This is a genomic window from Granulosicoccus sp. 3-233 (genome assembly GCF_052681095.1).
Genome location: NZ_JBQYLE010000005.1, coordinates 287,672 through 302,016, shown reverse-complemented (window position 1 = coordinate 302,016; position 14,345 = coordinate 287,672). Strand labels below are relative to the sequence as shown.

The 14,345-nt window shown below is 59.8% G+C and carries 10 protein-coding genes; 3 read left to right on the top strand and 7 right to left on the bottom strand.

The window, feature by feature from the left end; all coding sequences use genetic code 11:
• Positions 1-31: 31 nt before the first annotated feature.
• From ACUNV4_RS15440 to ACUNV4_RS15410, 7 genes are all read right to left on the bottom strand, one after another.
• Positions 32-862, bottom strand: a complete 831-nt coding sequence (locus ACUNV4_RS15440) for an SDR family NAD(P)-dependent oxidoreductase (RefSeq protein WP_430879478.1) — start codon at positions 860-862, stop codon at positions 32-34.
• A 77-nt stretch (positions 863-939) separates the two neighbouring features.
• Entirely contained in the window at positions 940-2,271 is a 1,332-nt protein-coding gene (locus ACUNV4_RS15435) for a glycosyltransferase (protein WP_430879477.1), read from the bottom strand.
• 111 nt (positions 2,272-2,382) lie between these two features.
• Positions 2,383-3,663 carry a TRAP transporter large permease gene (locus tag ACUNV4_RS15430; RefSeq protein ID WP_430879476.1) on the bottom strand — a complete coding sequence of 427 codons (1,281 nt, stop codon included), beginning with the start codon at positions 3,661-3,663 and terminating at the stop codon, positions 2,383-2,385.
• A complete protein-coding gene (locus ACUNV4_RS15425) occupies positions 3,660-4,187 on the bottom strand; it encodes a TRAP transporter small permease (protein WP_430879475.1) in 528 nt (175 codons plus the stop codon). The genes ACUNV4_RS15430 and ACUNV4_RS15425 overlap by 4 nt, the downstream gene beginning before the upstream one ends.
• Positions 4,188-4,206: 19 nt before the next feature.
• Complete coding sequence (locus ACUNV4_RS15420; protein ID WP_430879474.1) at positions 4,207-5,250, bottom strand: TRAP transporter substrate-binding protein; 1,044 nt, start codon at positions 5,248-5,250, stop codon at positions 4,207-4,209.
• 206 nt (positions 5,251-5,456) lie between these two features.
• Complete coding sequence (locus tag ACUNV4_RS15415) at positions 5,457-8,657, bottom strand: efflux RND transporter permease subunit (RefSeq protein ID WP_430879473.1); 3,201 nt, start codon at positions 8,655-8,657, stop codon at positions 5,457-5,459.
• On the bottom strand, positions 8,654-9,856 hold the full coding sequence (locus tag ACUNV4_RS15410; RefSeq protein WP_430879472.1) for an efflux RND transporter periplasmic adaptor subunit: 1,203 nt from the start codon (positions 9,854-9,856) through the stop codon (positions 8,654-8,656). Before ACUNV4_RS15410 ends, ACUNV4_RS15415 begins: the two co-directional genes overlap by 4 nt.
• A 191-nt stretch (positions 9,857-10,047) precedes the next feature.
• Between ACUNV4_RS15410 and ACUNV4_RS15405 the strand changes: the two genes are divergently transcribed.
• From ACUNV4_RS15405 to ACUNV4_RS15395, 3 genes are read left to right on the top strand one after another with little or no spacing between them, the layout of a single operon-like run.
• Positions 10,048-11,646, top strand: coding sequence for an alkaline phosphatase (locus ACUNV4_RS15405; RefSeq protein WP_430879471.1), 1,599 nt, complete (start codon positions 10,048-10,050; stop codon positions 11,644-11,646).
• A gap of 25 nt (positions 11,647-11,671) precedes the next feature.
• Entirely contained in the window at positions 11,672-13,318 is a 1,647-nt protein-coding gene (locus ACUNV4_RS15400; RefSeq protein ID WP_430879470.1) for an alkaline phosphatase, read from the top strand.
• Positions 13,315-14,118, top strand: a complete 804-nt coding sequence (locus ACUNV4_RS15395) for a hypothetical protein (RefSeq protein WP_430879469.1) — start codon at positions 13,315-13,317, stop codon at positions 14,116-14,118. Before ACUNV4_RS15400 ends, ACUNV4_RS15395 begins: the two co-directional genes overlap by 4 nt.
• The last annotated feature ends 227 nt before the right edge of the window (positions 14,119-14,345 follow it).

Sequence of the window (14,345 nt, the reverse complement as noted above, 5' to 3'; positions counted from 1 at the left end):
ACGAAATCGCGAATGTTGGTGGGGTGTCAGACTAGCGGGACAGCACCCGATCCAGCCACCGGGTGCTGAGGATTCGTTTCAGAATACCCGCGACGCGAGTGGGTGTCGTCACGTAGTAACGTGGGCGTGCCTGCCGGCTTTCCAGCGCGTGAACCAGCTTGTCGCTCACTGCACTGCATGGCAGCTCGAACCGGTCCTTCTTCAGCTTCGGCTCGTACAGTCGCGGGCGCAGCTGGTTTTCATAGGCGTCGCGTCGCGCAGAGGTTTGCCAGTCTATCCAGCGCTCGAAGTGAGGAATGGAATTTTCCCGTATGCGAGTGCCTATCGGGCCGGGTTCGATCAGCACGACCTGGATTCCCGTGTCACGCATTTCCAGCCGCAATGTGTCGCTCAGGCCTTCCATCGCGAACTTGCTGGCCACATACGCACCACGAAAGGGCATGGCTGCAAAGCCCAGTACTGACGAGCAATTGACGATTCGGCCGTGCCCCTGTGCCCGCATGGCGGGCAGAATGGCGTTGATCAGCTCGAACTGGCCAAACAGATTGGTCTCGAACAGTGTTCGGAGGGCATCCCTTGGCAGATCCTCCACCAGGCCGGGGATGGCGAAGGCACCATTGTTGAACAGAGCGTCCAGTCGGCCATGGGTCATATCCAGCGCCTGTCGGGCGCCCGCTTGCACGCTATCGCTGCTGGCGTAATCCAGGACAAAGGATTCCAGCCCTTCAGCGTTGAGGCGTTCACAGTCTGCGGCTTGCCTGCAGGTGGCCAGTACCCGCCAGCCGCGCGCTTGCAGAGTACGGGCTGCATCCAGACCGATGCCAGACGAGCAGCCGGTAATCAGAACGGAGCGTTGATTCATGCAACAGGCCACATTGATGGTAAGGGGGAGGTTTCGAACCCTGACAGTACTGCATCACACTGGCAGGTCGAGTGATTCTACCCGTTTGCCAGTGTCAGGGTGTCGGGCTCCTGCCACAGGGAATCGTCGCTGGTCAGCGCTGCCTGTGTCATTGGCAGCTCGATCAATGACAACAGCGACCGCACGTAGTCGCGCAGTTGATGGTGTTCCCGCATATACGCTTGCCGCTGCCGGGCTTGCTCTGGCGAATCGGTGAAAACGGCCGTGCGTAAGGCGCTGTCGATCGCGTCATTGTCGTCGATATCCGCTTGCTGCAGCAGCGACAGCAAGGGCTCATCGAATCCGGTAGCGCCTTCATGGATCACGACCGGCTTGCCCAGACTCAGGGCCTGCAGGACATCGCGCGGGTAGGCGTCAATGCGTGAGGAGAGGTACAGAGCATCGGCCGCCGATAGCCACGAGTCGGTGTATGGGGCACGATCAAGCAGATGAAGTCGCCCTTTCAGTGTCTGGCGAGGCAGGCTGCGAAACCACTGTTTCATTTCCCGTGAGCTGCCGCCAATCCAGCAGAAATGCAGGTTGTCGTGCTCGGCACACAGGCGTTGGGCAGCCATCACGAAGCGGTCGAAACCTCGTCGGCGGGTGCCGCGACCGGTGCCGATGACCAGTCGGTCTTCCTTGCGCAGACCGAGCTGGCGACGCAGGGTGTCGCTGTTGTTGCTCATCCGGCTGTCTGCATATTCCAGTCCCGGAGCCTTGACCTGCACAGAGCCGCGGATATAGGGCTCGTGGTATTCGAACTCGGTCCGCACGGTTGCCGAGGAAAAGACAAGATGCCTGGCCAGATGCGCTATCTCATTGGCCTGTGGCTGCAGGCAATCTGCCTGAATGATGGCCGATGGTTCATGCAACAGTGCCACGCAGGACAAGCCAGCCTGTTGCGCGGCTTCCAGCAGATCGCCCGTGTTGCAGCCATTGAAGATGGCATGTCGACAACCAGAGTCATGAAACAGGTTCTGCGGGTCCTGTTCGAAGTCGGCTTTCAGTACGACCGTCTCGGCGATGTCCATGAAGCGGGGCAGAAGGGCACCACCCTGCCTGAGCAGGATCCGCACGTCGATATCGAACTCTCGGGACAGCACGCGTGCCAGTGACAGCAGCAGTCGGCTAGCGTCGCTCGCATGGGCGTTCTGCCCGACCAGCAGAACCGACCTCGCGGTACCGGGGCCGAATGGTGGTCTGTCATGAACGGTTGTCGATCTGGCCAGACGACGCAGAGCCTGACGTTGTTGACAGCGGTGCCATCGGCGAACCGATGCACGAATCATTTGCTGCCCCCATTGGCGACAGATTTGCCACACCCCCTCCCTGGTGTTCGGCGTAGACAGCTTGGCAGAGTGCTTGTTCATGACAGGGAGTCGTATGTCGGGCAATCACTGGTTTTCAGGTGGATAGGCGAGATAGCGGTGTACGAAACCGGCAACTTGAGCGAATGGGTGGTCACTGGATCAGATGAGAGGTCAGCTGAAGAGCAATGATGGGATGAACAGGGAGATACCTGGTATGTAGGTGATGATCATCAGTACCACGAGGTTGGCCAGTACAAAGGGCCAGACGCCGCTGATGATGGTGGCAACCGGCTTGTTCAGCGTCGAAGAGGCGACAAAGATATCCAGGCCGAAGGGCGGTGTGATCATGCCGAGGCCTATGTTGAGAGAGACGATCATGCCGAAATGCACGGGATCCACTCCCAGGGAAGTAGCTACCGGGAACAGCGGCGGCACCAGTATCAGCAGAGCCGAATTCGGGTCGATGAACATGCCGGCGATCAGGAAGCACAGGTTGACGGCGAGCAGGAAGGTAACAGGGCCGGCGTCGATGGCGACCAGGAATTCACTGATATGCTGCGGCACCTGGGCCAGGGTCACGAAGAAGGAGAGCATGCCGCCCATGGCCAGCAACACGAAGATGATGGCGGTGGACAGCGCACTGGCTTCCACGATGTCTGCGAGCTGCCGCAGGCTCAGATTCCGGTAGACCAGCATTTCCACCACGATGGCATAGACCACACTGACGGCAGCTGCCTCGGTAGGCGTGAAGATGCCGGAGTAGATGCCACCGAGAATGATCACCGGCATGCCGAGGGCCCAGGTGGCTGATCGCAGTGCGGCAAATCGTTCGGCAGTCGTGGCCCGGCCCGCAGCGGGCAAGCCCTGGCGGCGTGCCTCCCAGGAGACCAGCAAGGCAAAGGCGATGCCCAGAACCAGGCCGATGGCCAGGCCGCCGGCAAACAGTCTGGCAATGGAGGTGCCGGTCATCCAGCCATAGATGATGAAGGTGATGGATGGAGGTATCAGCAGCGCCGTTTCGGCACTGGCGACCAGCAGACCCAGACTGAATCGTTCCGAGAATCCGTTGCTGCGCATTTCCGGATAGACCATGCGGCCCATCGCTGCCACGGTGGCAGGGGCTGAACCCGATACCGAGCCGAAAGCCATGGAGCCGCCGATGACCGTATGCCCCATACCACCGCGTGAATGACCCAGCAGGCTCTTGACCAGGTGTGTCAGACGGTTGGCTATCTGTCCCGAGCCCATGAGTTCGGCGGCCAGGATGAAGAAGGGCACGGCCAGCAGGGTCGAATGATTGATACCGCCGACCATCTTCTGGATCAGGGCAACATCCGGCAGATTGGCGTAGAACAGGGTCTTGGTGGCCAGTGCCGGTACCAGTAGCACCAGAAACATCTCGAAGCCCAGCACCAGCAGGGCCAGGGCGATCAGTACGATGAGCGCGATCATTGTGCGGCAGCGGGCGAGCTGGGTGAGGAGTCCGCCTGTGCACCTTGCGGGCGGCGATCGATACGGCTGGTGAGACTCAGACCATAACGCAGGGCCAGCAGGCAGAATCCTCCCAGTGGTGCGGCATAGATCCAGCCCATGGGAATATCCAGCGTCGGGCTGCGTTGTCCGGTGGCCAGCACGAACCGCACGAGCTTGAAGGACAGCCAGGCCATGTACAGCGAGGCCAGCAGTCCGATTGCGTCGATACACCGGTATAGCGCGCGACGCAGCGTGGGCCTCAGCTTCTCGCGCAGACTGTCGATGCTGACATGGCGCCCCCGTTCCAGCGCCAGACCGAGCCCGCCGAAGACCAGAAAGATGTTCAGCAGGCGCACGGCCTCCTCGGTCCAGGCCAGGTCACTGGCATGCTGAGGTGCGAAGGTGCGCACCAGAACATTAGCGAAGAACAGCACGACCATGCCCAGAAAGATCGTGATCAGCCAGACGCGCTCCATGCGCCTGATCAGCGAGAGGATAGTCACGGCAAGGACGGGGCTGTGGCTACAGAGTGTTGTAGGCTTCGTCGTAGACCTGCATCAGCGCGGTACCATCTTCGCCGGCGCGTTCCAGATAGGCATCGCGTGCCTTGTCGAACATCAGCGCGCGCATGCTCGAGCGTTCTTCATCGCTGATTTCACGAATGTCGATATCGCTCTGACGGATGACATCGAGAGCGGCGTTCACGGCATCGGCCTTGTGACTGCCGAGTTCGGGAATGACGGCATGAAAGGCCTCGATGATGATGGACTGGTTTTCCTCACCGATACTCTGCCACCAGCCGGGATTGAACAGCACGACATCTTCCATGGCACCGTGATTGGATAGCACCAGATATTTCTGTACCTCGTGGAATTTCATGCGCTGGATCGTATCCAGCGGGTTTTCCTGTCCGTCGACCACACCGGTCTGCAGGGAGGTATAGAGCTCGCCGAATGGCAGGGCAATGGCGCTGGCATTCAGGGCGTCGAACTGTTCGATCAGGATCTTCGAGTCCATGACACGAAATTTCTGGCCGTTGAAGGCGTCGATGCTGGCCAGCGGTTTGTTGGATGTGAAATTCTTGCGGCCGTTGGGCCAAAGCGCGATGGCCTTGACACCTTTCGCATCGAAGGAATCGAGCAGGGCTTGCCCGAAGGGACCATCACGCAGACTTTGCGCAGCAGATTCATCAGCCGGCAGCAAAAAGGGGATATCCAGAATCGATACGGCGGCATTGAAGCCGCCGAGAAAGGCAGCCGGTGACACGGTGGCTTCCAGCGTGCCCAACTGCACGCTTTCTGTCATTTCACGTTGTCCGCCCAGTTGGCCTTGCGGGAAGATCTGGAACTCCACGGCTCCAGCAGTGCGCTCCGCTACCAGGTCGGCGACTTTCTGCAGGTGCACATGACGGGATTGCTGGTCCGATTCGAGATGGCCTATGCGAGCAGTGAAGTCGGCCGCAAGGGCGCTGCCACTGGCCATCAGGCTTGCTGCAAGAATACCGGCGGTCGAGAAGATTCCCATGGCTGCCAGTGGCCTGGACAAGAGCATCCGTCGTGTGGTCATGAGTTGCTGTTCCGAAGAGGGGCGTCGGGTAATGACTGCAGATTACCCGATGGAAGTCGTGTAGTTAACCCCTGCTACCATACCAGCGCATCGGACTATTTCAAGAGAAATATGTCATGGGTATGACAGTGATTGCCGTTCGTCACAGACCAGTCGATCGCTCGAATCCGCACACCGGTGTGGTGTGCGGATTCGAGGTGGTGCAATCACACGGCCTGGCCCATGACCGCCTTGCCACGGTTGACTCGCTGCAGTTCTTCGGTCAGTTGACGATTCGCCGCACCTTTGGAGGTCGAGAATCCCGCAAGCAGACGGTAGGCTACGGGAGTCAGGAACAGGGTGAAGAAGGTGGCAATGCCCAGTCCGCCAACGATGACCCAGCCCAGGGCCGTTCTGGCTTCCGCGCCGGCACCCGATGCCAGTACCAGAGGTACGCCACCCAGTACGGTCGAGAACAGCGTCATGGCAACAGGGCGCAATCGGATCGTGGCGGCCTGCAATGATGCCTCGGCCACGCTCATGCCTTCATCACGCAGCTGGTTGGCGAATTCGACAATCAGAATGCCGTTCTTGGCCATGATGCCTACCAGCAGCACCAGCCCGATCTGACTGTAGACGTTCAGACTGGTGCCGGTCAGGTACAGCGCGAAGACCGCACTGGCCAGGCCGAAGGGCACCGTGAACATGATGATGAGCGCGCTGACGAAGCTCTCGAACTGCGCCGCCAGCACCAGGAACACGATGACAATGGCGAAGCCGAAGGTCAGGGCCAGGCCACTGGAGGTCTCGTTCAGGGAAGCCGCTTCAGCCAGCGGAATCAGACGCATGTCGCTCTCCAGCAGCGGTGTTGCAATGCTCTCGAATTCCTGCATCGCGGTACGCAATGCCATCTCCGGTGTCAGACCTGCGGTGATGGTCACTGCTCGCGATCGCTCTTCACGCGGCAGGGAAGGCGCTATGGCCGACTCGGTAAGCGAGGCGATGGTGGACATCGGTACGATGCGGCCGTCGGATGTTCGCAGAAACAGATTGGCCAGATCGGTCGGGTCGTTCACCGGCTGGGTCGTGGACAGCAACTTCACGGCCACGGCACGATCTTCGATGAACACATCGCCGATGTCACGTCCATCCAGCACCGATTGCATGGCTGCTGCCAGCCCGGTGATGTCGATGCCGAGGTCGGCAGCGCGTTCCCGGTCGATGCTGATGGAAAGCTGAGCCTGGTTGGTCTCGTAGCCCAGTTCCACCCGCCCGAAGCGCGGATCCTGTTCCAGTTGTTCGACGATGCTGTCGGCCGTGGCAGCCAGCGTCTGGTAACTGCTGCCCGCAATGGCCACTTTCAGGCCCGAGCCTGCACCGCGAATGCCCAGACTGTTGGGCTGGATGGCAAAGGCGCGCACGCCGGGAATGGTGCGCAGACCGGCGTTGATGTCATCAACGATGTCCTGCTGTGAACGGTCTCTGTCTTCCCAGGGTTTCAGTGTCACCACCATGAAGCCGCTGTTGCTGCTGCCGCCTCGACCCGCCAGTGAGAACACGTTTTCCGCCTCGCCGTTTTCCACCAGGGGCTGCACAACGTCCTCGATCTTGCGTAGCTGGGCAGCGGTGTAGTCCAGGCTGACGCCCTGCGGTGCGGAGATGCGCAGCAGGGCAACGGAGCGATCTTCGCGCGGAATGAGTTCCTCGGGGACCGATGCCAGAGTGAACCACGCCAGTGCTGCCATCAGCAGGCTGCCACCGACCACGAGCCAGGGCATGCGCAGGCAACCCTTGAGAACGCTGGCATACAGGTCGGCGCACAGATTGCCAAAGCGTCTGACGGGGTTGCGCGAGGCGCTCTCCTGGCTCCGCTGCGCCGCTTCTGCATTGCCTGGCACCGGTGTGTCCTTGAGCAGGCGGGAAGCCAGCATGGGGCACAGTGTCAGGGCGACCATGGATGAGATGGTGACTGCAATGGCGAGTACGAAGCCGAACTCGCGAAACAGACCGCCAGCCTTGCCCGGCAGAAACGACAGTGGAACGAACACCGCGGCCAGTACAGCCGTGGTGGTGATGACGGCAAAGAATACCTGACGTGTACCGATGACAGCCGCCGCCTTGGGGCCGGCACCGTCATTGCGTCGGTTGACGATGTTCTCCAGTACCACGATGGCGTCATCGACCACCATGCCGGTAGCCAGCAGCAGGGCCAGCAAGGTCAGGATGTTGATGGAAAAACCGGCAAGCCAGATACCGGCCACCGTGCCGATCAAGGCAACGGGCAGGGTGATCGCCGGGATCAGTGTGGCGCGCCAGTTGAGCAGAAAGACGTAGATGATCGAGATGACGATGGCGATGGCCAGCGAGATCGACAGCAGGACTTCCTTGATGGAGCCACGAATGAACACGGCATCATCACTGGTGACACGGACTTCCATGCCTTCAGGCAGACTCTGGTTGAGGCGCTCGGTGACGGCTCTTACACTGTCGGATATCTCCAGCGTATTGGAGCCGGCCTGACGAATGATACCCATGCCGATACCGGTGCGGCCATTGGCGCGTAGGGAACTGGAACCGATGTCGGCGCCCAGCGTTACCGTGGCGATATCCCCGATGCGGGTGCGTTCATCGATCAGCAGTGTCTCGAACTCGGCGGCTGAATTCACGGTAGCCGTGGCCCGTACAGACAGATCCTGAGTATCACTGGAGAGCGAACCTGCCGGCGTATCGAAGGCGGCATCCTCCAGTGCCCCGGCCAGGTCTGCGATGCTCAGACCGCGACTGGCCAGTTTCGTCTGGTCCACATCCACTCGAAATACCTGCTCTCGATCGCCATAGACCTGGACATCGGCAACGCCGTTGACCGCCGTGTAGTTGTCGACGATCTGGTTCTCGACGATGATGGTCATCTCCTCGGCACTCAGTCGGTCCGAGGTGACGGCCAGGCGCATGACCGCCTCGGCATCACTGTCCGCCTTGACGATACGTGGATCGTCGACATCCTCCGGCAAGTCGCGTGACACCCGCGCAATGGCATCGCGCATGTCGGAGGCGGCAACGTCCAGATCGGTTGATTCCTTGAAGTCAACGGTCACCCGGCTACTGCCGAACGAGGAGGAGGAGGAAATGGACTGCACGCCCGGTACCCGCCCCGCGGCAGATTCGATCACGGCGGTTACCTCGCGATCGATGGTCTCCGGTGACGCACCGGAGTAGGTGGTGGTCACGCTGATGACGGGGCTGTCGACAGCCGGCAGTTCACGAATTTCCACACCGACGATGGCAGCGAGACCGGCGACAATGACCAGCAGGCTCAGTACGGTGGACAGTACCGGTCGGCGTACGAACAGAGAGGTGAAGTCATTCTTGCTGGATGTCAGTGAGCTGTCATCCGATGGCGTCAATTGCCCTTGCGTGTCGTTGCTCATGGTTGTGCAGCCTGTGTCGTGGCAGCGTCGGCTGAAGCTGTGCTCTGTCCCGATGCCGGCTGGCTGCCGGGGCCCTGTCCGCCAGGCGCATTGCGCGGGGCACCCTGCTTGCGTATCCGGGAGCCGGGGCGCAAGGTCAGCAGACCTTCTGTAATCACTTCATCGCCTGCGGCCAGTTCACTGGCCACCAGCACCGACTCGGGGTTGCGTTGTATGATCTTCACCGGAACGCGCTCAGCCTTGTCCTCGCTGGCTCGCCATACGAAGGAGCCGGTGGAATCCCACTGGATGGCCAGAGGGTCGACAGCCGGGTAGGTCTCGCCATTGAATGCCAGAGACAGGTTGAACGACATGCCGGGTCGCAGGGTGTCACTCTGGTTGTCCAGTTGCGCCTCGACTGGCAGGGTTCGGCTGTCACTTTCGACACGACTGCTGATACCGGTGATGAGACCCTGGTGAACGCGTGAGGGGTTGGCTTGAGCCGTGGCCTCGATAGCCTGGCCAACCGCTATCTGGTTGGCGAATCGTTCAGGCACCCAGAATTCGAGCACGATGGTTTCACGGTTGTCGATCGTGACGATTTCGGTCTGTGTTGTGACATAGTTTCCAGAGTCCACAGCAACCAGTCCGACGATGCCGTCGATGGGGGCGGTGATCTTTCTGCGAGCCAGTGCCAGCTCCGCTTCACGCAGCGCCAGATTGGCGTCGGCCAGATCGGCGCGGCTTCTGATCAGTTCCGCCTCCGTCGTGGTGCGAGTGCGATAGAGTTGTGCCAGGCGAGCCTCATCCACAGCTGCATTTTCGGCGGTACGTGCGGCACGGTCTCGGGCGAGACTCTGTTCATCGTCATCGAGCAGGGCCAGCACATCTCCCTTGCTGACCCGCTGGCCGGACTTCACCAGTACATCGGTCAGCAGGCCACTGGACAAGGGAACGACGCTGACCGAAGCGAGTGCCTTGCCGCTGCCGACAGCCTTCAGTCGATCATTGATGACGGCGTCCACCACCGGCCGCACAACGACCAGTGCTGCCGACGGACCTCTGCCACCAGGGCCGCCTCCACCGGCTCGACCACCCGGACCCGCTTGCGCCGTTTGCGCCCCATCGGAGGGCGTCGTGCCCTGAGACTGGGACCACCAGTAAGCTGCGGCCGCAACAACGACTATCACGGCCAGGCCGCCGAATTTCCAGGATTTCATGCTGGTGAAAATCTCATGCATTTTTTGAAGATCATGACAAAACTCGCCCTTGTAAATGTAACAAGTTGTATTTGACACAATGGGGCCGCTCCCCGCGGCTTTGACAATCAGCCGTCACGATAGTTTCATTTGCAGCAGGCAGACTCCGTGCACACCCAGGCAGCACCGGTATCATGAAAAGCAGATTATCAATGGCTACGTGCATCAGCACCTTCGCCACGGTATTGACGTTATCCACGCAGGCCCATGCACAGGCCGTACCCGCGGGCCAGGCCAACAGTGCCTGGTTCACCGATGCTCAGGCCGTGCAATTGCAGCGTCTGCAGCGACAATCCAACGGCAGCGCCAGGAACGTCATTCTGTTCGTCGGAGACGGCATGGGCGTATCGACGCTGACCGCAGCCAGAATCCTGGCAGGACAACGTGAGGGTCAACCCGGGGAAGAGGGGTATCTGAGTTTTGAACGATTCCCCTACACCTCGCTGGTAAAGACCTACAACGTCGATGCACAGACTCCCGATTCCGCCGGCACCATGACCGCGATGATTTCCGGTATCAAGACCGATGTCGGCGTCATCGGCGTGGATGAGGACATCGTGCGCGGCGACTGCTCGACGGTGTCCGGCAATGAAGTGGTGACGGCGCTCGAACTGGCCGAACTCAAGGGGCTTGCCACCGGCATCATCAGTACGGCTCGCATTACGCATGCCACACCTGCAGCTACCTATGCCAAGTCGGCTGATCGGAACTGGGAAGATATCTCGGACATGCCGGAAGAGGCCGTTGCAGCGGGTTGCGAGGATATCGCCTCGCAGCTGATCAATTTCGAAGCGAATCTGGAAGCCCGTTTCACCGCTGCCGATGTCGATGGTCTGGAGGTCGTCTTCGGCGGTGGCCGTCGGCATTTTCTGCCCAAGGATGCATCAGCCAACAGTGCGGATGCCGCCAGTGAGGTGGAGGGTGATCGTAGTGATGAGCGCAACCTGATCGATGAGTGGGCGGCACAGTACCCGGCAGGCAGCTACGTTTTCGACCAGGCCGGTTTTGATGCCCTGGATGATTCTGCAACTCCGGTACTGGGTTTGTTCAATGAATCCCATATGCAATACGAGGCGGACCGCGGCAACGATATCGCTGGCGAGCCTTCGCTGAGTCAGATGACCGACAAGGCCATCAGTCTGCTCAAGCAGAATGAGGCAGGCTTCTTCCTCACGGTGGAATCAGGTCGGATCGATCATGCTCACCATGCCGGCAATGCCTACAACGCCTTGAATGACACGATCGAACTGTCCAATGCAGTCCGGGCAGCCTACGAGGCCACTGATCCGAACGACACACTGATCCTGGTAACGGCGGATCATGGTCATGTCTTCACCATCGCGGGGTATCCGAAACGCGGTAATCCGATTCTGGGCAAGGTGGTCGCGGTAGGCGAGACCGAGCCAACGCTGGCAGATGATGGTTTTCCCTATACCACTCTGGGCTACAGCAACGGACTGGGATTTCGTGATCTGGGGGCCGAGACCGATGCGGATGCCGGCTACAGCCTGGACGGTGCCGCCGGTCGACAGGACCTCAGCGCGGTGGACACGCTGACACCGGGTTTCCATCAGGAGGCTCTGATTCCTCTGGGCTCCGAAACTCACGCCGGTGAAGATGTCGCCCTGCATGCAACGGGTCCGGGCGCGTATCGCGTCAATGGTGTGATCGAGCAGAACCTCATCTTTCATGTCATCGATCAGGCTCTGGATCTGAGTACCCAGAGTTTTCCATCCAGCGTCAGCAACTGAACCGATACACAGGATATAGAAGACAATGACTATTCGATTGATCACCCTGTCCCTGTTGGCAGCGATGACTCTGGCAGCCTGCAGCGATGATGATGACCCTGTGCAACAGGACGATGCGACCGGGGATGCGGCCCTGTTGAGCAATACCACCAGCAATGACTGGTTCGTGCAGGCGGCAGCCAGCATTGCCGATGCGCAGGACTACGCAGAGACTCGCGGTGCCGCGAAGAATGTCATCCTGTTTGTCGGCGACGGCATGGGCATTTCCACCGTGACAGCTGCACGCATTCTGGAAGGGCAGCAGCGTGGTGAGCAGGGAGAGGACAATACGCTCAGCTTCGGCAACATGCCGTTTGTCGGCCTTGCCAAGACCTATAACGTTGATGCTCAGACTCCGGATTCGGCCGGCACCATGTCGGCATTGATGAGCGGCGTGAAGACGGATGTCGGTGTCATCGGTGTCGGTGAAGATGTGGTGCGCGGCGATTGCTCCAGTGTTGCAGGCAACGAGCTGGTCACGGCGCTGGAGCTGGCTGAAATGGCCGGCATGTCTACCGGCGTGGTATCCACGGCGCGTATAACCCATGCGACCCCGGCGGCAACGTATGCCAAGTCGGCGGATCGCAACTGGGAAGACGTCTCGGACATGCCAGAGGAGGCGGCGACAGTCTGCGAGGACATCGCCTCACAGATGATCAATTTCGAAGCGCGGCTGGAAGGACGTTACGACGGTCTGGATGTTGATGGCATTGAAGTCATGTTCGGCGGCGGACGGCGCCATTTCCTTCCCAGGGATGCCAGTTTCAACAGCCCGGATGCCAGCAGTGAGGTCGAAGGTGATCGCACCGATGAGCGCGATCTGACGGCGGAATGGAAGGCGCTGTATACCGATGGCAACTATGTCATGGACCAGGCGGGATTCGATGCCATCGATCCCGAAGTGACACCGCATGTACTGGGACTGTTCAACGAGTCGCACATGCAGTACGAGGCCGACCGCGGCAATGATATTGCCGGTGAGCCGAGCCTGTCCGAAATGACCGAGAAGGCCATTGCCATACTGGACAACAACGACAAGGGCTTTTTTCTGAGTGTCGAATCAGGCCGTATCGATCATGCTCACCACGCAGGTAATGCCTCCGGAGCGCTGACCGAGACGATCGAGTTTGCTGCTGCCGTCCAGGCTGCCATGGACGTCACTGACCCGGCTGACACGCTGATCATCGTGACCGCTGATCACAGCCATGTATTCACGATTGCCGGTTACCCGAAGCGGGGCAATCCGATTCTGGGCAAGGTGGTGTCGGTTGGATCCGATGAACCGGCTCTGGCAGCCGACGATATGCCGTACACCACGCTGGGGTATGCCAACGGACTCGGTTTTCGCGATCTGCAATCCGAAACAGATGCAGACGCCGGCTACGGTCTGCCTGCAGCCAATGGTCGTCAGGATCTGACACTGGTGGATACCACGGCACCCGGGTTTCATCAGGAAGCACTGATCCCGCTGGGCTCGGAGACACATGCCGGTGAAGATGTCGGTATCTACTCGCAAGGTCCGGCCGCTTCGCTGCTCACCGGTACACTGGAGCAGAACCAGATCTTTCATGCAATGGACTTTGCAGCGGATCTGATCGGCAAGGCCAATACGGCACTGGGTGTCATCAATTGAGCGGCCTGATTCATTCGCGGACTCTGTCTGCTCTGGCGGCCGGTACGGCCCTGCTTCTGGGGTTCATCTCACCGCGTGCCGTGCTGGCCGATGAATCCCAGGTGTCGTGTGATGCGCTCCGCGAGGCTCTGGGAGCCAGCTATACGATATCGTCCAATGGCCGGCAGGACGTGAGCCTGGATTTCTGGCGAGCGGGCAATCAGGTGATGTACCACTACCCTGACAGGGATGTGGCTGATCAGTGGACACGGACCCGCAACGGGTATCTGAAGCCGGTGCGTTATTTCACTGCTGACGAAAGAGCCATCGAGTACGATGCCTTCGATATCAACGGTGGCAAGGGGTCGAAGGATTGGGAGTCACGATCACGCTGGATCAGCCAGGACCGTCTGGATTCGATGCAGCTGATGGGGTCGGAAGGGGAAGGTTGCCTGAGAACCGAAACCTATGAAGTCACCCCGACGGATCGGATGGGCAAGCCTTTGCCGTTCTCGAAAACCAGCCTGACATGGTTGCCGGAATTGCAACTGGTGGAACGCTATCTGGTGCGTAGCACCGATTCACTGGGGCAGCGCCGCATCACCCAGTGGCGCATGGATGAACTGAAGACCGACAAGGCGTTGGTGCAACGCTCGTTGCAAGCCTTCGATGATTTTGCCGCAACGGACTATGCCGATGTCGGTGACAATGAGTCCGACCCCTTTCTGATGAAGATGATCAGGTTGGGATTCGTGCAACACGGTGCATCGGGATTCTACAATGCCGACGGTTCCCCGCTGTCTGGCGGGCACGTTCACTGATTCGATCCGGCCGTTCGAGCGTCATTGCCTCAATGCTCCAGCGGCCTTGACATCGTTTTTGTTTCCTATCCGGTATGCGAGTTGTTACAGCAATGTGACAGTTCCGGGCAAGTCTGTGTGCCCTGTTGAAAACTGGGTACACTGACTGCAGGCCCTTTCTGTCTGGCCGTAGCACTACCGCGGAGGTGTGATCTCCAGCTGAATGCCGTGCAACGTCTGACAGCGCC

Bases quoted from the DNA above. Each gene is read 5' to 3' on its own strand.
- ACUNV4_RS15435 (WP_430879477.1), bottom strand. From the start codon at position 2,271: ATGAACAAGCACTCTGCCAAGCTGTCTACGCCGAACACCAGGGAGGGG.
- ACUNV4_RS15415 (WP_430879473.1), bottom strand. From the start codon at position 8,657: ATGAGCAACGACACGCAAGGGCAATTGACGCCATCGGATGACAGCTCA.
- ACUNV4_RS15430 (WP_430879476.1), bottom strand. From the start codon at position 3,663: ATGATCGCGCTCATCGTACTGATCGCCCTGGCCCTGCTGGTGCTGGGC.
- ACUNV4_RS15400 (WP_430879470.1), top strand. From the start codon at position 11,672: ATGACTATTCGATTGATCACCCTGTCCCTGTTGGCAGCGATGACTCTG.
- ACUNV4_RS15440 (WP_430879478.1), bottom strand. From the start codon at position 862: ATGAATCAACGCTCCGTTCTGATTACCGGCTGCTCGTCTGGCATCGGT.
- ACUNV4_RS15420 (WP_430879474.1), bottom strand. From the start codon at position 5,250: ATGACCACACGACGGATGCTCTTGTCCAGGCCACTGGCAGCCATGGGA.
- ACUNV4_RS15410 (WP_430879472.1), bottom strand. From the start codon at position 9,856: ATGAAATCCTGGAAATTCGGCGGCCTGGCCGTGATAGTCGTTGTTGCG.
- ACUNV4_RS15405 (WP_430879471.1), top strand. From the start codon at position 10,048: ATGGCTACGTGCATCAGCACCTTCGCCACGGTATTGACGTTATCCACG.